The organism is Amycolatopsis sp. PS_44_ISF1 (assembly GCF_032335455.1).
Taxonomy (GTDB): Bacteria; Actinomycetota; Actinomycetes; order Mycobacteriales; family Pseudonocardiaceae; genus Amycolatopsis.
In genome coordinates this window covers 1,553,156-1,570,114 of record NZ_JANUXO010000001.1, presented here as the reverse complement: position 1 = coordinate 1,570,114, position 16,959 = coordinate 1,553,156, and the positions used below count along the sequence as shown (strand labels likewise).

19 protein-coding genes are annotated in these 16,959 nt (G+C 72.4%); 4 read left to right on the top strand and 15 right to left on the bottom strand.

Features of this window, described 5'->3' with window-relative positions:
- Nucleotides 1–45: 45 nt before the first annotated feature.
- From NYF13_RS07120 to NYF13_RS07105, 4 genes are all read right to left on the bottom strand, one after another.
- Nucleotides 46–846, bottom strand: coding sequence for a transporter substrate-binding domain-containing protein (locus NYF13_RS07120; RefSeq protein WP_315655047.1), 801 nt, complete (start codon nt 844–846; stop codon nt 46–48).
- A 139-nt stretch (nt 847–985) separates the two neighbouring features.
- Nucleotides 986–2,413 carry an adenylosuccinate lyase gene (purB, locus tag NYF13_RS07115; protein WP_315655045.1) on the bottom strand — a complete coding sequence of 476 codons (1,428 nt, stop codon included), beginning with the start codon at nt 2,411–2,413 and terminating at the stop codon, nt 986–988.
- A 247-nt stretch (nt 2,414–2,660) separates the two neighbouring features.
- Nucleotides 2,661–3,809, bottom strand: coding sequence for a galactonate dehydratase (dgoD, locus tag NYF13_RS07110; protein ID WP_315655043.1), 1,149 nt, complete (start codon nt 3,807–3,809; stop codon nt 2,661–2,663).
- Nucleotides 3,810–3,819: 10 nt separating this feature from the next.
- Nucleotides 3,820–4,509 carry an SDR family oxidoreductase gene (locus NYF13_RS07105; RefSeq protein ID WP_315657246.1) on the bottom strand — a complete coding sequence of 230 codons (690 nt, stop codon included), beginning with the start codon at nt 4,507–4,509 and terminating at the stop codon, nt 3,820–3,822.
- Nucleotides 4,510–4,734: 225 nt separating this feature from the next.
- Between NYF13_RS07105 and NYF13_RS07100 the strand changes: the two genes are divergently transcribed.
- The gene (locus NYF13_RS07100) at nt 4,735–5,352 is read left to right on the top strand and encodes a bifunctional 4-hydroxy-2-oxoglutarate aldolase/2-dehydro-3-deoxy-phosphogluconate aldolase (RefSeq protein ID WP_315655041.1); all 618 of its coding nucleotides are present in this window, start codon (nt 4,735–4,737) and stop codon (nt 5,350–5,352) included.
- The gene (locus tag NYF13_RS07095; RefSeq protein WP_315655040.1) at nt 5,349–6,353 is read left to right on the top strand and encodes a beta-propeller fold lactonase family protein; all 1,005 of its coding nucleotides are present in this window, start codon (nt 5,349–5,351) and stop codon (nt 6,351–6,353) included. The genes NYF13_RS07100 and NYF13_RS07095 overlap by 4 nt, the downstream gene beginning before the upstream one ends.
- A gap of 118 nt (nt 6,354–6,471) precedes the next feature.
- Here NYF13_RS07095 and NYF13_RS07090 read toward each other — a convergent pair whose 3' ends face one another.
- The 3 genes from NYF13_RS07090 to NYF13_RS07080 form a co-directional block, all read right to left on the bottom strand.
- The gene (locus NYF13_RS07090; protein WP_315655038.1) at nt 6,472–7,080 is read right to left on the bottom strand and encodes a TetR family transcriptional regulator; all 609 of its coding nucleotides are present in this window, start codon (nt 7,078–7,080) and stop codon (nt 6,472–6,474) included.
- A 78-nt stretch (nt 7,081–7,158) separates the two neighbouring features.
- Nucleotides 7,159–7,851, bottom strand: a complete 693-nt coding sequence (locus NYF13_RS07085) for a hypothetical protein (protein ID WP_315655037.1) — start codon at nt 7,849–7,851, stop codon at nt 7,159–7,161.
- Nucleotides 7,844–8,353: a SigE family RNA polymerase sigma factor gene (locus NYF13_RS07080; RefSeq protein ID WP_315655035.1), complete on the bottom strand. Its 510-nt coding sequence runs from the start codon at nt 8,351–8,353 to the stop codon at nt 7,844–7,846. The genes NYF13_RS07085 and NYF13_RS07080 overlap by 8 nt, the downstream gene beginning before the upstream one ends.
- A 136-nt stretch (nt 8,354–8,489) precedes the next feature.
- Here NYF13_RS07080 and NYF13_RS07075 point away from each other — a divergent pair, with 136 nt between their 5' ends.
- Together NYF13_RS07075 and NYF13_RS07070 are read left to right on the top strand one after the other, a co-directional pair.
- Nucleotides 8,490–9,512, top strand: coding sequence for a GntG family PLP-dependent aldolase (locus NYF13_RS07075; RefSeq protein WP_315655033.1), 1,023 nt, complete (start codon nt 8,490–8,492; stop codon nt 9,510–9,512).
- A gap of 71 nt (nt 9,513–9,583) precedes the next feature.
- Nucleotides 9,584–10,108 (top strand): HAD-IA family hydrolase, encoded by a 525-nt coding sequence (locus NYF13_RS07070; protein WP_315657245.1) that lies wholly within the window; start codon nt 9,584–9,586, stop codon nt 10,106–10,108.
- A 52-nt stretch (nt 10,109–10,160) separates the two neighbouring features.
- Here NYF13_RS07070 and NYF13_RS07065 read toward each other — a convergent pair whose 3' ends face one another.
- The 8 genes from NYF13_RS07065 to NYF13_RS07030 all read right to left on the bottom strand — a co-directional run bounded on the left by NYF13_RS07065 (nt 10,161) and on the right by NYF13_RS07030 (nt 16,936).
- Entirely contained in the window at nt 10,161–10,346 is a 186-nt protein-coding gene (locus NYF13_RS07065; protein ID WP_315655030.1) for a hypothetical protein, read from the bottom strand.
- A gap of 126 nt (nt 10,347–10,472) precedes the next feature.
- Nucleotides 10,473–11,639: a pyridoxal phosphate-dependent aminotransferase gene (locus NYF13_RS07060; protein ID WP_315655029.1), complete on the bottom strand. Its 1,167-nt coding sequence runs from the start codon at nt 11,637–11,639 to the stop codon at nt 10,473–10,475.
- A 149-nt stretch (nt 11,640–11,788) separates the two neighbouring features.
- A complete protein-coding gene (locus NYF13_RS07055) occupies nt 11,789–12,931 on the bottom strand; it encodes a WXG100 family type VII secretion target (protein ID WP_315655027.1) in 1,143 nt (380 codons plus the stop codon).
- A gap of 34 nt (nt 12,932–12,965) precedes the next feature.
- Complete coding sequence (locus tag NYF13_RS07050) at nt 12,966–13,283, bottom strand: hypothetical protein (protein ID WP_315657244.1); 318 nt, start codon at nt 13,281–13,283, stop codon at nt 12,966–12,968.
- A 221-nt stretch (nt 13,284–13,504) separates the two neighbouring features.
- Nucleotides 13,505–14,263, bottom strand: a complete 759-nt coding sequence (locus tag NYF13_RS07045) for an ESX secretion-associated protein EspG (RefSeq protein ID WP_315655025.1) — start codon at nt 14,261–14,263, stop codon at nt 13,505–13,507.
- 2 nt (nt 14,264–14,265) lie between these two features.
- The gene (locus NYF13_RS07040) at nt 14,266–15,903 is read right to left on the bottom strand and encodes a hypothetical protein (protein ID WP_315655023.1); all 1,638 of its coding nucleotides are present in this window, start codon (nt 15,901–15,903) and stop codon (nt 14,266–14,268) included.
- 9 nt (nt 15,904–15,912) lie between these two features.
- Nucleotides 15,913–16,533, bottom strand: coding sequence for a DUF3558 domain-containing protein (locus tag NYF13_RS07035; RefSeq protein ID WP_315655022.1), 621 nt, complete (start codon nt 16,531–16,533; stop codon nt 15,913–15,915).
- A gap of 13 nt (nt 16,534–16,546) precedes the next feature.
- The gene (locus tag NYF13_RS07030; protein WP_315655019.1) at nt 16,547–16,936 is read right to left on the bottom strand and encodes a PE domain-containing protein; all 390 of its coding nucleotides are present in this window, start codon (nt 16,934–16,936) and stop codon (nt 16,547–16,549) included.
- Nucleotides 16,937–16,959: the final 23 nt, after the last annotated feature.

Below are 16,959 nucleotides of genomic sequence, written 5' to 3'. Positions count from 1 at the left end.
TAGGCCAGTCACGGCCCCTGCTCACCCTGAACGGCGTGGCGCGCATCAGGGGTTCGTCACCGGAAGGCCCGGTCCGCCCTGCGAAAGCTCCTTCGCCACCGGAGCCTGCTTGAAGAACTGGGCGTGCAGGCGCGCGGCGGTGCCGTCGGCGATGGCCTTCGCCAGTCCGTCGTTCAGCTTGCCCAGCAGGTCCCGGTTGGACTTCGCCACCACGTAGGCCGAGGGCGTGTCCTTGTCCAGCACCGTGTAGCCGAACTCCAGCGGCACGTCCGGGTTCTGGTCCAGGTACTTGCGGCCGATGTCCTTGGGCACCACCCAGCCGTCGAGGCCGCCGGTCTTCAACTGCCCGAACCCGGCGTTGTAGTCGGGGAAGCGCACCACCGCCGCACCGGCCAGCTTGCCCGCGAACTCGTCCTGCACCGAACCCTGGACGACGCCGATCCGCTTGCCCCCGAACGAGCCGGGTCCGTTCAGGTTCGCGCCCTTCTTCGTGACGACGCTGGTGTAGCTGGTGTCGTAGCCGTTGGTGAACGCCACGGTCTGCTTGCGGGCGACGGTCGCGGAGATCGTCGAACTGCCGATGTCGAGCTGGCCGCCCGCGACCTGGGCCAGGAGTCCGGCGAACTCGGTGCCGACGAACTCGACCTCGAAGCCCTCGCGCTTGGCGATGTCCCGCAGCAGCTCGTTGTCGTAACCGGTGAACCGGCCGTGGTCGACGTAGATGCTCGGCGGCGCGTCCGTGAGGGTGCCGACGCGCAGGGTGTCGGCGGACGAGGACGAACCGCAGGCGGTGAGCGTGACCGCGGCGGTGACCAGTACGGCAAAGGTGCTGAGGAGCTTTCTCATCGCTTCTTCCTGGCTGCTCATGACAAGAAAGCGCCAGGCCGCGGGGTGCGGCCTGGCGCTTTCCGGGTACAGCGTCAGAGATTAGGCAAGTCGCCCGATCGAGTAACTTCGTCCCAATGCGTGGACTTCGTGCGCGGGGTCACAGAATGGGCTGCGGCGCGTAGGTCGAGGCCTCCGGGAACCGCTCCAGCACGTCCTCGACCCGGCGGGCGACCGCCTCGACCTGCTGGGGGGCCACACCGGTGAACGACACCCGGTCGGCGAGCAGTTCGTCCAGGTCACCACGGTCGAGCGGCAGGCGCTCGTCGGCGGCCAGCCGGTCGAGCAGGTCGTTCTCCGCGCCGCGCTCGCGCATCGCCAGCGCCACGGCCACGGCGTTCTCCTTGATCGCCTCGTGGGCCGACTCCCGCCCGACGCCCCGGCGCACCAAGGCCATCAGCACCTTGGTGGTGGCCAGGAACGGCAGATAGCGATCCAGCTCACGCTCGACGACCGCGGGGAAGGCACCGAACTCGTCCAGCACCGTGAGGAAGGTCTCCAGCAGCCCGTCGAGCGCGAAGAACGAATCCGGCAGGGCGACGCGGCGCACCACCGAGTCGGAGACGTCGCCCTCGTTCCACTGGTCGCCGGCCAGCTCGCCGATCATCGACAGGTAGCCGCGCAGCACGACGGCCAGCCCGTTCACCCGCTCGCACGAGCGGGTGTTCATCTTGTGCGGCATCGCGGACGAGCCGACCTGGCCGGGCTTGAAGCCCTCGGTGACCAGCTCGTTGCCCGCCATCAGCCGGATCGTCTTGGCCAGGCTGGAGGGCGCCGCGGCGAGCTGGACCACAGTGGACAGCACGTCGAAGTCGAGCGAACGCGGGTACACCTGGCCGACGCTGACGAAGTGGTGGCCGAAGCCGAGGTGCGCGGCGATCCGCGACTCCAGCTCATCCAAAGTGGACTTGTCCCCCAGCAGGTCGAGCATGTCCTGCGCGGTGCCGACCGGGCCCTTGATCCCGCGCAACGGGTACCGCTCGATCAGCTCGCCCAGCCGGGCGAACGCGACCAGCAGCTCGTCGGCCGCGCTGGCGAACCGCTTGCCCAGCGTGGTGGCCTGCGCGGCGACGTTGTGCGAACGGCCGGCCATCACCAGGTCCGAGTGCTCCACGGCCAGCGCGGCCAGCCGGGCGAGCACCGCGGCGACGCGGTTGCGCATCAGCTCCAGGGACCGCAGCAGCTGCAACTGCTCGACGTTCTCCGTGAGATCGCGCGAGGTCATGCCCTTGTGCACGTGCTCGTGGCCGGCCAGCGCGTTGAACTCCTCGATGCGCGCCTTCACGTCGTGGCGCGTCACGCGCTCGCGCGCGGCGATGGACTCGAGGTCGACCTGGTCGATCACCCGCTCGTAGTCGGCGACCACGCCTTCGGGGACTTCGACGCCGAGCTCGGCCTGCGCGCGGAGCACGGCGAGCCACAGCTGTCGCTCCAGCACGACCTTGCGCTCGGGCGACCACAGCAGGACCAGCTCGGGCGAGGCGTAGCGGGCGGCGAGCACGTTCGGAATGCGGGGCTTGTCCGTCACGAGCCCACGATACCCGTGCAGGTCAGCGGGGGCGGGGCCGGTGGGAGCGGCGCGCCCCTGACCGGCCCGGCCTCGTGCAAGCCTCGCCCACCCCGGACGCCGAACCAGGTCCGGGCGCGAAGCATTTCTTCGCGGACGCCCTGCTCGCATCGGCGCCCGGGTGTCGACGCTCACAGTGCCGGTGCGGCACACGCGGCCGATTACCGTCCATTGTGTACTCGGAGCGGCCCGGGCGGTCGGGCGCTGCTCACCACTCGGCCAGGCCGCCGTCTTCGTGGCGCCAGACCGGGGAGCGCCAGGTGTGGCCGGTCTCGTCGGCGCGGCGCACGGCCGCCTCGTCGACCTCGATGCCGAGGCCGGGACCGGTCGGGCGCGCGGCGTGACCGTCGGTGAACCGGAACAGCTCGGCATCGATCAGGTAGCGCAGCGGCTCCAGCCCGTCGTGGTAGTGCATGCCGACGCTCTGCTCCTGGATCAGGAAGTTCGGCGTGGCGAACGCGACCTGCAGCGCGGCGGCCAGGGAGATCGGCCCCAGCGGGCAGTGCGGCGCGAGGTGGGCGCCGTAGACCTCCGCGAGCGAAGCGATCCGCCGCAGCTCCGAGATTCCGCCCGCGTGCGAGGGGTCCGGCTGGACCACGGCGACCCCCGCGTCGAGCACCGGCTTGAACTCCCAGCGTGAGTAGAGCCGTTCGCCGACCGCGACGGGCACGGTCGAAGCGGCCACCACCGAGGCGAGCGCGCCGCCCTGGGTCTCGGGCAGCACCGGCTCCTCGACGAACATCGGCTGCACCTCTTCGAGCATCCGCACCAGCCGCCGCGCCATCGCGGGCGAGACCCGGCCGTGGAAGTCGATGGCCAGGTCCCGCTCGGGGCCCAGCGCCTCGCGGGCCTCCCGCGCGCGGGCCAGCGCGGCGTTCGCCTCCGCCGGTGACGCGATGGGCGTGAGCGGGCCCGCGACGTTCATCTTGACCGCGGTGAAACCGGCTTCCACCTGCGCGGACACCGCGTCGAAGAGGCCGGACGGGCGATCGCCGCCGACCCAGGAGTACACCCGCACGCGGTCGCGCACCGGCCCGCCGAGCAGCTCGTGCACCGGGGCCTGGCGGACCTTGCCCGCGATGTCCCACAGGGCCTGGTCGAAGCCGGCGAGCGCGCTGGAGAGCACCGGTCCGCCGCGGTAGAAACCGCCGCGGCGCAACACCTGCCAGTGGTCCTCGATGCGCAGCGGGTCCCGCCCGAGGACCAGCTCGGCCAGCTCGTGCACGGCCGCGCGCACGGTACCGGCGCGGCCCTCCACCACGGGCTCGCCCCAGCCGCTGATCCCCTCGTCGGTGCTGACCTTGAGGAACAGCCAGCGCGGCGCGACCAGGAACGTCTCGACACCGGTGATCTTCACGCTGCCCCCTTCAGGCGGAGTCCTTGGCGGCCGACCAGCCGCCGTCGACGGTCAGGTCGGCGCCCGTGACGAACGAGGCCGCCGGGGAGAGCAGGAACGCTATCGCGGCGGCGACCTCGGCCGGGTCACCGAGCCGCCCGGCCGGGGTCGCCCGCGCGCTGCGCTCGCGGTCCTCGGGACTGATCGCGTCCCACGCCGGGGTCAGCACCGGGCCGGGTAGCACCGCGTTCACCCGCACGTCGGGGGCGTACTCGACGGCGAGCTGGCGGGCCAGGGAAACCAGCGCGCCCTTGCTCGCCGCGTACGCCGGATGCCCGGGCAGGCCGAACCTCGCGTGCACCGAGGAGACCAGCACCGCCGACCCGCGCCGCTTCCGCAACGACGGCAGGCAGGCCTTCATCGCGAGGTACGAGCCGGTCAGGTTCACGTCGATCTGGTGCTGCCACTGCTCGCGGGTCAGCTCGTGCAGCGGGCCGGTGGCGGGGGCGTAGGCGTTGCTGACCAGCGCGTCCACCGGGCCGGCCACGTCGATCACGTGCTGCCAGGTGTCGTCGGAGGTCACGTCGCCCTGGATGCTGCCCAGGCCCTCGGGCAGCGGGGCGAGATCCACGCCGATCACGCGGTACCCGTCCGTGACCAGCCGCCGGGCCGTCGCCGCCCCGATCCCGGAAGCCGCCCCGGTCACCACCGCCGTCCGCATGGACATCGCCATCCCGCCTTTCGCTCCGAACCCCCGACCACCCTGCCGGACGGGCACCCGGGGATTCGGACCAGCAGGCCGGCATGTGCCCTGGCGCACGTTCTCCCCCCGCCGTGCCGCGACCGCCGAGGTGGACAGCGGGGTGGCCACAGTGGTGGTGTAGCAACGCGACGAGGCCGCGCGAGAGCCGGCCCCGGTCGGACGAACCGCACTGGAGGCACCACGATGAGCTACCGCTGGGAGATCACCCACGCGATGCTGCGGCAGGGAGTCGTCGGCATCGTGCGGACCCCCGACGCGGCTTCGGCGGTGGCCGCCGCCCGTTCCGTGCTGGACGCGGGGTTGCACTCGGTCGAGCTCCCGCTGACGAACCCCGGCGCGCTGGCCGCGATCGAGGAGCTGACGGCGGCCTACCCGGACGCGATCATCGGCGCCGGCACCGTGCTCGACGAGACCGCCGCGGTGCTCGCCATCCGCGCGGGGGCCCGGTTCCTGGTGTCGCCATCCGTCGACACCGGGGTCATCCGCGCCGCGCGCCGGTACGGCGCGGCCGCGCTGCCGGGCGCGGGCTCGGTGACGGAGATCGTGCGCGCGCTGGAGGAAGGGGCCGACGCGGTCAAGGTCTTCCCCGCGTCCGCGCTGGGACCGCAGTGGGTGACCGACGTCCGGGCCGCGCTGCCGCAGGCGCCGCTGGTGCCGACGGGTGGGGTCGCGCTCGAAGCCGTGCCGAGCTGGCTCGCGGCCGGCGCGGTCGCGTGCGGCCTCGGCTCCGCGCTGACCCGCGGCACCGCGGAGGACATCCGCGCGCGGGTCGCCGCACTGGTCAGGAAGGAACCGGAATGACCGAACTCGTGCTGGTCGGCTGTTACACCGCGGAAACGGGTGGGAACGGCGACGGAATCTCCGCTTTCCGCCGTGGCATCGGCGGCGCGCTGACCCTCGAAACGACGCTGCCGATGGTTTCGCCGTCCTGGCTGGTCAAGCACCCGACGGTGCCGATGGTCTACGCCGCCAACGAGACCGGAAGCGGCGAGGTCACCTCGGTCTCCCTCGCCGGCGGGGAACTGGAGGCGCTGGACGTCGTGGGCACCGGCGGCGCGGACCCGTGCCACCTCGCGGTCACGCCCGGCGGCCGGTTCCTGGTCTGCGCCAACTACACCGGCGGCAGCCTGGCCGTGTTCGCGCTGAGCCCGGACGGCCGCATCGACGAACGCACCGACCTCGTTCGGCACCAAGGCCACGGTCCGGACGCCGAACGCCAGGCGGCCGCCCACGTGCACATGGCGGTGCCGTCCCCGGACGGCTCCGTGGTCAGCGCCGTGGACCTGGGCACCGACGAGATCCGCAGCTACGCGCTTTCCACCGAAGGCCGCCTCACCCCGCTGGCCGTCACCGCCCTGCCGCCGGGCACCGGACCGCGCCAGCTCGTGCGCCGGCCGGGAACCACGACCGCGTACGTCGTCGGCGAGCTGGCCGGCACGCTGCTGACCCTGCGTGAGACCGCGCCGGGCGCGTTCGAGGTGACGGACTCCGTGCGGTCGAGCTGGGCCGAGCCCGAGGTGAAGAATCTGGCGGCGCACCTGGAAATCGTCGAAGACGCGCTCTACCTGTCCAACCGCGGGCCGGACTGCGTCACCGCCTTCACCGGCACGACGCCGTCGGCGGTGGCCGACCAGGCGTGCGGAGCGGGGCCGCGCCACTTCGCCCTGGTGGACGGCCGGTGTTACGTCGCGGCGCAGGACGAGGACGCGATCATCGCGTTCCCCCTGTCCGAACTGGGAGAAGCGGAACCGGAGCGTTACCCCTCCGGCTCGCCCAGCTTCGTACTGGCGGCAACGGTGTGAGCGCGCTCCCCCGAGCCCGGGTCAGGCTCCCGGGCCCGCGTCGTTCCCAACGACTGTCCTGAGTGGACTCAGAACCGGATTGCGGACCGGTGAACCCCAGTCCCGTCTCAGGCCCGTCTCAGTCCTGGCCGGACTCGGCCAGCGCCGTCTGCAACATGCGGGCGGCCGCCGCGCGCGGGGCCGGGTCGACGGCGATCAGCGCGTTCACCACGGCACCGTCCACCAGCGCGACCAGCTTCTCCAGCTCCGCCTCGCCGACCGGGGTGCCGGAGCGGGCGAAGATCGCCGTCAGCAGCTCGTTGAGCCGGGCGGACAGCGTGCGCATCAACGGCCGCAGGTAGGGCCGCCGACCGGTGGCGACCAGCCGCTCGTACCGCAGGAGCACGGCCTCGGCGTCGGCCTCCGGATCGCCGCTCGACGGGCCGAGCAGCAGGTCCAGCACCAGCTCCACGGTCGCCTGGACCCCGCGGTTGCGGGTGGCCAGCTCCTCGAGCTGGCGCTGCCCGTTCGCCAGCTCGACGGTCGAATGGTGCTCGACCGCGGCCGTGACCAGGTCTTCCAGCGAGTCGAAGTAGTAGGTGGTGGACGCCAGCGGCAGCCCCGCGCGCTCGGCCACGGCCCGGTGGCGCACGGCGTCGAACCCGCCCTCGGCGAGCAGACCCGCCGCGGCCTCGACGAGCGCGGCCCGTCGCCGCTCGCCCTTGGGGGTGGTCGCTGCTGCCGTCATGGCGGTGAATTCTGCCAGTTCGAGCACCCGCGAGGGGCCGGTACGGCCTTCACCACCGCAGTCGCCCACGAGCCTCGATCAGAAGCGGGCCGCCAGCGCCGCCGCCATCGTGCCCAGCCGATCGGCGTACGGGGCCGGGTGGCCGGTCGTCCCGGGCACCCCGACCAGCACGAGAGTCCCCCCCGAAGCCGTGGGCTGACGCACGGTCACCGCGTCCGCGGGCTGCTCGGGCACGGCCACCGGAGCGCCGCGGGCGAACACCGCCGCGGAAACCATGCCGTCCGGCAGGGGGAACCCAGCCGCGCGCGTCGCCGTCGTACAGACGCTGCCCGGAGAAGCCTGACCGGCGGCGAAGTGGCCTGGGAGCTCGCCAGCGAGGGCTGTGGCGAGCTCCCAGTCCACCCTTTCGCACCCGGAGGCGCCTTCGACCCGAGGGCCGGTCTTCGCGACCCCGCTGTCTCCCTGCTGAGACGGCTGGGCCGGGAAGCTTGGTGCTTCCCCAGTACCCAGAGGACGTGCGGCCGACACGCCAGGTTGCGCGGGTCCCACGGCCGAGTTCACCCTCTCGCCGCCCCCGGGCCCGGAGAACAGGCCGTAACCGCCGAATCCCACGGCGACCAGCACGAACGCCCCGGCCCCGGCCGTGATGCGGGTGCGCCGGCGCCGGGTCTGGCGCTGCGACTCGCGGACCACGTCCTCCTTGGTGAACGTGGCGGGCGGCGCGTCGTCGGGAGCGCCGGAGAACACCTTCGCGATGTCCCGCTCATCCATTGGCCTCCACCTCCCGGTCCAGGACCTGACGCAGGTTGGCCAGCCCGCGGGCGGTCTGGCTCTTCACGTTGCCTTCGCTGCAGCCCAGCACCTTCGCCGCGCCGGTGACGTCCAGTCCCTCGAAGAACCGCAACACCAGCACCGCGCGCTGTTTCGGCGGGACCTCCCGCAATGCCGTGTGCAGCGCTTCCCGGTCCGCGACCCGCTCGTCGAGCCCGGGTTCGTCCGGCCGCGGTTCGGGCAGCACTTCGGTCTGCCACTCCCGGCGCCACGGCCGCCTCGACTCGTCGATGACCGCCCGCACGAGCGTCTTGCGCACGTACGCGTCGGTCGCCGCGCGATCCCTGATCTTCTTCCACCTCCGGTGCAGCGCGACGAAGGCCGTCTGGGCCAGGTCGTCCGCTTTGTGCCAGTCACCGCAGAGCATGTACGCGGTCCGGCGCACGGCGTCCCGCCTCGCGGCGAAGTACTCCGCGAACTCCTGTTCGTCGCGCTGGTCCACGCGGTTTCGCGCTCCGCTCTTCTCTGTCCGCCCTGGAGGACGGAACCGGGGGCGTCCCAGGTTGCACTAGTCCCCGGATTCCCTCCACCCCCGCCTCACGTTGATCGCCGGGCCGCAGGTGTGATGTGATCGGAACGTGACCTGGACTCCGCAGCCCCTCGACTTCCGCTCCGACACCGTCACCCGCCCGGACGACGTCGTGCGCCGGGCCATGACCGAGGCCGAGGTCGACGACAACGTGATCGGCACCGACCCCACCGTCGCCGAGCTGGAGCAGCGCGCCGCCCAGGTGCTGGGCATGCCGGCCGCGTTGTGGACGCCCAGCGGGACGATGGCCAACCTGATCGCGCTGAGCCTCCACCTGGAGCGCGGCGACCGCTTCCTCGCGATGCGCGGCGCCCACGTGCTGACCAGCGAGCTGGGCTCGGCCGCCTGGCTGGCCGGTGGCATGCCGGACATCCTGGAGCACGACGCCGGCCCCGGCCGCTGCACGCCGGACGCGCTGTCCGCCGCGATCAGCCCCGACGGTCCGTACTACACGCTCCGGACCAGGCTGCTGTGCCTGGAGAACACCCACAACTCGGCCGGTGGCGCGGTGACCCCACCCGACGAGCACGCGCAGCTGATGTCGGTCGCGAAGCAGGCCGGGCTCACCGTGCACCTCGACGGCGCGCGGATCTGGCACGCGGCGGTGGCGCTGGAGGTGCCTCCGGCCGCGTTGACCGTCGGCGTCGACAGCGTTTCGGCCTGCTTCAGCAAGGGCCTCGGCGCGCCGGTCGGCTCGGTCGTCGCGGGCAGCGTCGAGTTCGTGGAGCGCGCCCGCCGGATGCGCCAGATGCTCGGCGGTGGCGTCCGCCAGGGCGGGGTGCTCGCCGCGGCGTGCCTGGTCGCGCTGGGCCGGATCGACGAGCTGGCCGAGACCCACGAGCTGGCGCGGCGGCTGGCCGTCGGGCTGGCCGAGCACGGCTGGGGCGTCGAGACCCCGGACACCAACATCGTGCTGGCCGACGTCCCGGATCTGCGCACGGCGCTGGAGTGGCTGGAGTCGCTGGGCATCCGGGTCGTTCCGATGGCGGGCAAGGTGCGGTTCGTGACGCACCGGGACGTCTCGGCCGCCGACGTCGAAGAAGCGGTGCGCCGGATCAGGACCGGCGTGTGAGAACTGGGGGCGAAGTGACGAACTGGATCGTGTTCGACTACGGCGAGGTGCTCTCCACCCGCACCACGGCCATGCCGAAGCTGGCGGCGACGATGGGCGTGGCCGTGGACGCGTTCGAAGCCGCGTACTGGGCCGAGCGCGACGCGTACGACCGCGGCCAAGCCGACCTCGGGTACTGGACGGCCGTCGGCGCGCGGTTCGGCGCGAAGGTGGACGAAGCGCTTTCGGACGAGCTGACCGGCATCGACGTGGCGGGCTGGTCGAACCTGGCGCCGTCTTCGCTGGAGCTGCTGGAATCGCTTTCGGAAGCGGGCGCGAACCTGGCCCTGCTCTCGAACGCGCCCACCTCGTTCGGCCGCTGGGTGCGGGCGCAGGACTGGTCCCGGGTGTTCCGCGAGACCCTGTTCTCCGGCGACGTCCACTGCGCGAAGCCGGACCCGAAGATCTTCCTCCTGCTGCTGGAAAAGCTCGGGGCCGAGCCGGGCCAGTGCCTGTTCTTCGACGACCGTCAGACCAATGTGGACGGTGCCCGGTCGGTCGGCATCCAGGCGCACCGGTGGGACGGGGCCGAAGCCGCCCGCGCGGCCCTGGGCTGAGTCTCCGACGCGGTGAGGGCCTTCCGGCCAGGCCCTCACCGAAAGCTGGGGACTACCGGCCCACCTGCTTGGCGTTCTTCTTGCCGCTGATCGCGCCGTAGGCCGCGGTGCCCAGGAAAACCGCACCGGCGATCACGGCGATCCACAGGACGGCCTTGAACAGGAAGCCGATCACCGCGCCGAGCACCATGAAGGCGATCCAGGCGACGATGAGCCCTCCGACGATCTTCCAGAACATGGCTCCTCCGATGCCGTTTCCGCAGCCGCTCTCGGCCCGGTGAACTCCAGCCTGCCACCGTCGCGGCGAAAACTCTCGCTTCCCGGCCGGACTTCAGGGGGATATCGGGGTTCCCCCTGACCGCCGTCACGGCAGCCAGGCCCCGAGGCGGCGCACGCACTCGTCGATGTCCTCGGCCGCGCCGGCGAAGGAGAACCGCACGTGACGGCCACCGTCGACCGGGTCGAAGTCGATGCCGGGCGCGATCGCGACCCCGGTTTCGGCCAGCAGGCGCTGGCACCACCTGAGGCTGTCGGAGGTGTACTCGGAGACGTCGGCGTAGGCGTAGAAGGCGCCTTCGGCGGGCGCGAGCCGTTGGATGCCGATGCTCTTCAACCCGGTGAAGAGCCGGTCGCGGTTGCGGCGGTAGTGCTCGACGTGCGCGTCGGCCTCCGCGTAGGACTCGGGGGTGAAGGCCGCGAGAGCCGCGTACTGCGACAGCGCGGGCGGGCAGATGGTGAAGTTGCCGGTCAGCACGTCGACCGCGCGGTGCAGCCGCGGCGGCACCAGCATCCAGCCGAGCCGCCAGCCGGTCATCGCGAAGTACTTGGAGAACGAGCCGAGCACCAGCGCCTCACGGCCGTACTGCCAGGCGCAGTCGAGGCCGCCGCCGTAGGAGATGCCGTGGTAGATCTCGTCGCTGATCAGCTGGACGCCGTGGGCCGCGCACCACCCGCTGATGGCCGCCAGCTCACCCGGCGCCAGTACGGTGCCGGTGGGGTTGCCGGGGCTCGCGACGATCAGCCCGTCCAGCGGCCCGAGCCGGTCCAGCTGGGCCACGGTGGGCTGGAAGCCGGTCTCCGGTCCGGTTTCGAACTCGACCACCTCGCAGCCGAGCACCTTCAGCAGGTTCCGGTAGGCCGGGTAGCCGGGCCGCGCCATCGCGACCCGCGCGCCGGGGTCGAACGCGCTGAGGAACGAGAGCAGGAAACCACCGGAGGAGCCGGTGGTCAGCACCACGTCCTGCCCGCTGAGCTCCAGTTCGTAGGTCCGCCGGTAGTGCCCCGCGACGGCCTCTCGCAGCTCGGGCAGCCCGAGCTGCTCGGTGTAGCCGAGGTGGTGGCGGCCCAGCGCTTCGGCCGCCGCCCGCCGGACCGCGGCCGGCGCCGGGGCCGAGGGCTGCCCGGCCGCGAGCGAGACCAGGTCACCGTGGCTGCGCTGCCGGGCCTGCGCCGCGGACAGCACGTCCATCACGTGGAAGGGCGGCACGCCGGAGCGTTGCGCGGGACCGGCGAAACCGGCGAGGTCGACCATGCCCGTCAGGCTAACAACCCGGGCGAGCGGTCCGGGCGTCCTCGTCGAACGGGATGCGTGCGGTGGCGGTAGCCCGCCTGGCCCTTCGCGAAGGGGGACAAGGGAAACCCCCGGCCAGTTCGCCCGGGCCGGGGGTTCGCCGTGGTCGCTCAGTAGCCGCGGTACGCGCCGCCGTGCGCCATGGCCTGGATCCCGGGCACGTTCCCGACCGAGCCGTAGCGGTGGATCGAGTACTGCACCCCGGCGATGATGTTGTCGACCGGGTTGTAGATGTTGTCGTGCCCCGGCAGCTTGTTCGAGGTGAACGTCGAGTCGATGCACTGCATCAGGCCCTTGGACGGGTGACCGGCGGCGGCGTTGGAGTCCCAGTTGTTGATCGCGTTGGGATTGCCGCCGGACTCGTGCTGGATGATCGCCCAGATGTTGGGGATGTCGGCCTCGGTCACGTTCACCCCGGCGGCCTGCAGCTCCTTGATCGCTTCCTCGATCCACTGCTGCACGTTCCCCGGCGGCGGGGAGGACGGCGGACCGCCGCTCGGGCCGAGGCCACCCCCACCGGCCCCGCCACCACCACCACCGCCACTTGCGCCGCCCCCACCGCCGTGGTGGCCGGAGGAGCCGTTGCTGTGGATGCCGCCGGTGCTCTGCGGGACGGTGCCGTCCCCGGCGGGCAGCGGAACGTCCTTGTACCCGCCGCTGATCTGGGTCTGCATCAGCGTCTGCGACTTCTTGACCAGGGTGTCGGCCTGCTCCAGCAACGGGCTGATCGTCGCCGCCGCGTCGGCCGCGGTCTTCTGGTTGGCCGTGTTGGCCTGGTCGATCAGCGACTGCGCGGTGGGGCTGGGCGCGGGGCCCTTCTTGTCCGACTTCGCGTACGCGGCTTCGGCGCTCTGCGCGGCCTGGATCTTCGGCGTGGTGTTGTCGATGACCTTCTGGATCGCCTTCTGCGCGTCGTCGCGCGCGCCGGTCACCTTGGTCTTGAGCGTGCCGAGGTCCGAGGACAGGTTGCTGAGGTCGTCGCCGACCTCCTTGAGGTGCGACTGCACCTGGTCACCGGCGGTGGTGATCTGCCGGACGTACGCGACGAACGCGTCCGCCGCTTCGCCCTTCCACACCCCGCCGGCCAGCGAATCGGTGGACGATTTCAGCGCGGCGCTGTGATCGCCCGCCTGCCCGGCCGAGTCCTTGAACTGCTGCGCCGCCTTGTCGATCGCTTCGGGTTTGATCCCGTCGACCTTGGCCGTCTCCTGGATCACCGTCGGCCAGTTCGGCGGGAAATCGATCAGCGCCACCCTGCTCCCCCCTCAACCACGATTCCGCCTGCCCTCACTGGTTCCCGGTCACGTGCAGCGTGACGTCGCTCTTCGCCACCTGGTCCATGTCCTCGACCAGGCCCGCGGCCTTGCGCAGCACGAAGCTGGTCGCCTCCATCAGCTTTCCGGCCGCGTCGAACTCCGTGTGCACACCGTACTTGAACGAACCGACCGCGCCGTGCACGTCCTTCGAACCGCCCATGGTGCCGAACGGGCTGTCCGGCTCGTCGTCGACACCGGTGAGGTGGCGCTTGGACTTTTCGAACTCGTCCTTCAGCTTTTCCACCTGCCGGGCCGCGATGGCCATCGAATCGGCGTCGTAGACAGGCACGGTTGTCATCCCCTTCTGAAAGTCTTCTCCCCGGCTGCTCGGACGTGGGCGCAACCAGGCCGGTTCCCCCGATTACTCTAGGACCTCGATCCCGCCCGGGGTACGGATCTCCCGCAACTTCCACCCCCGAGTGCGATCGGCGGTGGACAAGCGCGCAACCGCAGCTCCGCGGGTCGAACGGGCCTCGGCGAAATTCGGGGCCGGCCCCGGCGAACGGCCGTTCACAGACCGGCCTGCAACTCCCGCACCCGGGCCACCAGCAACGCGTTGTCCGCGGGCGCCACCGTCGCCCAGTGGCGGCCGTCGGCGTCGGCGGTGAGCTGGAACAGGTAGCGCCCCGCGTCCGTGTCGAAGAACGCCGCCACCTCCGGGGAGCGGCGCACCGTGCCGTCGCGCAGGGTGCGCTCCGCGCAGAACTGGCCGCGGGCCTCCTGGCCCATCAGCATGCCGGCCAGCTCCTGGGCTTCCCACAGCGCCAGCCCACGGTCTTCCAACGCCGTGACCAGGGATTTCGGGTCACCCTGGGCCTTGGCGTCCGCGGCGACCAGCAGGTCGTGGGGGACGGAGATGGACTGGCCGACCCCCGGGGCCAGCTCGCCCGCCACCGGGACCGCGGCCTCGGCCAGGGCGCCTTCGCGCGCGGGGATCAGCCAGACCTGGTCGGCGTCCACCACGGCCAGCACGGCCTGGCTGCCCTGGCTCACCGCGCGCCCGTGGATCTCCCGCTCGGCCCACACCCAGGCGTCCACCGCGTACTGCGGACGCGCCAGCAGGTGCAGCTGGTCGATCAGCTCACCCGAGGCGCGACGGCCGCGGGCCAGCCGGCGCGAGGCCAGCGAACGCCACGCCGAATCGACCAGCTCGGCCCGCTCGGAGTGCGCCCGCCCCGGCGACGGCACGCTCAGCGCGGCCGGGCGCCGGGGCAGCTCCAGCGATTCCCACAACACCTCGAACTCGAGCGCCGACAGCACCAGGCTCACGGTCAGTGCCCATCCCCCTGCTTGTCCCCGATGATGTGGCGCGGGACCATCCGCCGGTCGTCGAACAGGTCCTTGTCCTCGACCCCGAACCGGCGCACGTGCTCTTCGTCCTCTTCGCCCTTCGTGGCGGCCGGGGCGAGGAACCTCGCGTCGCCTCGCGGCGGCCCGGGCGTGATCTGCTCGGTCTTGCGCAGCGCGATCGCCTCCTCCTCCGGCAGGTCGTCGACGGGCAGCGGCCGCACCGGGCCCTTGCCCGGCGGTCCGCCGAAGCCACGGCCCGGCCGCTCCGGCTCACCGCTCAGCGCGCCGCCCACCGCGCCCGCGCCCAGCACCGCGGCGCCCGCGCCCAGCTCACCCGCCGATTCGCCGCCTTCGGGCACCGCCGGCGGGCTCACGCTCGCGGCGGACGGCATCGCCGACTCCGGCCCGCTGCCGACGATCCGGCCGCGCCCGAGCGGGGAGCCGCCCCCGCCGGTCCCGCCCGCCGGAGCCCGGCCGAACACCTCGTCCGCGGCGGTCCCGGACCCGCCGGGCGCGGCCGAACCGCTCATCGGCGGACGGCCGACGGCGCCACCGGCGCTGGAGCGGGGACCCGAGCCGGGGAAGCCGGGGCCGGGCTCGCCGGAGGACAGCGGACCGGAATGACCGCCGGAGCGGCCCGGACCGCTGCTGGGCTCGTGCGCCGTCCCGCGTCCCGGCGACGGCTCGGCCCCGCCGCCGGACGACGGCGGCCGAACCGGCCCCCGCCCTCCGGGGTCCGGGGTCGAAGACGGCCTCGTGCGATCACCACAGCCGGAACCCGAACTCGAGCCGGAACCCGAGCTAGAGCCCGACCCGGCACCGGCACCGCCACCAGGTCCGGCTCCGGGCCGGGTAGCCGGCCGCGGTACCGCGATCCCGTACGCGGGCGTCGGCGGGTCGACCGGCGAATTGCCGACCGGCTGCACCACCGGCGGCTCGACGTGGCGTGACCGCACCGAGGCCGAGGCCGGCTTGACGCTCCCGTCCGGGGTCACGTCGACCACGGACCCGGCCAGGTCGGTCACGCTCCGCCGCGCACCCGGATCGGTCATGGTCAGGGCCTGCGGGGGGTTGAGCGTCTCGGTCGAGAGCAGGTTTTCGCCGCTCTGCTGGGCGTACGCGTTCAACGCTTCGAGCGCCTGGCTGCGCGCGTCCTGCGCCGCGTCCACCTGCGCCGCGTGGTCGGTCTCGAAGCCGATCAGGCTGGCCAGCGAATCTCCGACGGTGTACCCGCCCGCACCCTTCAGCACGGTGTCGGCGTCCGGCAGCTTGTACTTGGTGCGGTTGAAGGCCTCGCCCTGCGCGAACAGCATCTCCGCGGTGTGCGAAACCTTCGTCGTGGCGTCGTGGGAAAAACCGGCCTGCTCGGTGAACACCTGCCCGGCCGCGCCGCCCGCCTCGCTCTGCCACTCGACGCCGAGCTGGGTCAGCTGCGTGCGCAACGTGTGGTCGGTGTCGGCGAGCGCGGTCGCGACGGCCTTCAGCGCGTCGACCGCGGTGCCGATGCTGCCGATCCCGTCGCCGGTGCCGAACCGCTCGATCTCGGTGGCGATGGCGGTGTCGGTCCAGCCGTCGAAACGGTGGTCGCGGATCCTGCCCGCGAGGTCGGAGATCTCCACACGCCCTCCCTAGCTCCGTGACTTCAGGTTCTGCACCGCCAGCTCGGCGGCGTGGGTGGACATGGTGCACAACTGCTGCTGATTGTCCGCGCCGGCGCTGATCGCAAACGCTTGCGCGGCCAAAGTCTGCCCCTTCGCGACCCCGACGAGAGTCTCGCAGTCCGAAGGGTCGCCACCCGCGCGGTAGTTCGTCAGCGCCGGGTAGCCGGCGACGGTCACCGGCGTCGTGGTCATGCTGCTCTTCCGCCGCGCCCCGGTCAGCCACTGCTGCAGGTCGGCGCCGACCGTCCGCAGGTGGTAGGCGCGGAACGGCGGGGTCTTGCCGACGTCGAACACGCAGGTCGGCCCGTCCGGTGGGTCGGCGGCCCGGCGCGGGACGCCGGTGACCTCCAGCTCGTCGAGCTGCACCTGGGCCAGCAGATCGCAGGGGTCGAGGCCGGTGAAGGACAGCTCGGCCGGGCGCGGGGGCAGCTCGGAGGCCTTGGCCGCCTGCGACATCGCGGTCGCGGCCGTCTCCACCGGGAAGGCCGTGCCGGAGTCGCCGGCGGAGCAACCGGCCACGCCGAGCGAGCCCAGGACCACGGCCGCCGCGGCCCATCGCCCGGATGACCGCCCGGTGGATGCCCGCACGGTGGATGACCGCCTAGTGGATGCCGTGGGCACCGCGATCCCCGAACGCCGCGGCCTTGTCCGCGTCACTGGCCTGGTAGTTCTCGGCCGCGTCCCGAAGCTGGGCGACGAGCTGGTGCAGGTTGGCGACGTACTGGCGCACCTGGGCCACGTACGACTGGTCGCCCTCGGCGACGACGGTGTTCCAGGCCGCGGTGGCGTTCACGCTCACCGCGTCGGCCGCCGGGGTGTCGATCCGCAACTCGCCGAGGCGGGTCAGCAGCTTGTCCTCCAACGCGCTGACCTGCTCTTCGACCACGCGCGCGACGTCCAGCAGCTTGCCGGGCGCGACGACGATGTCCGCGACCCCCGGCGCCGCCGGCACGGACGACGCGAGGTCGGACAGCGGACTGCTTCCTGCCATGCGCTACCCCTCACCCACGGACG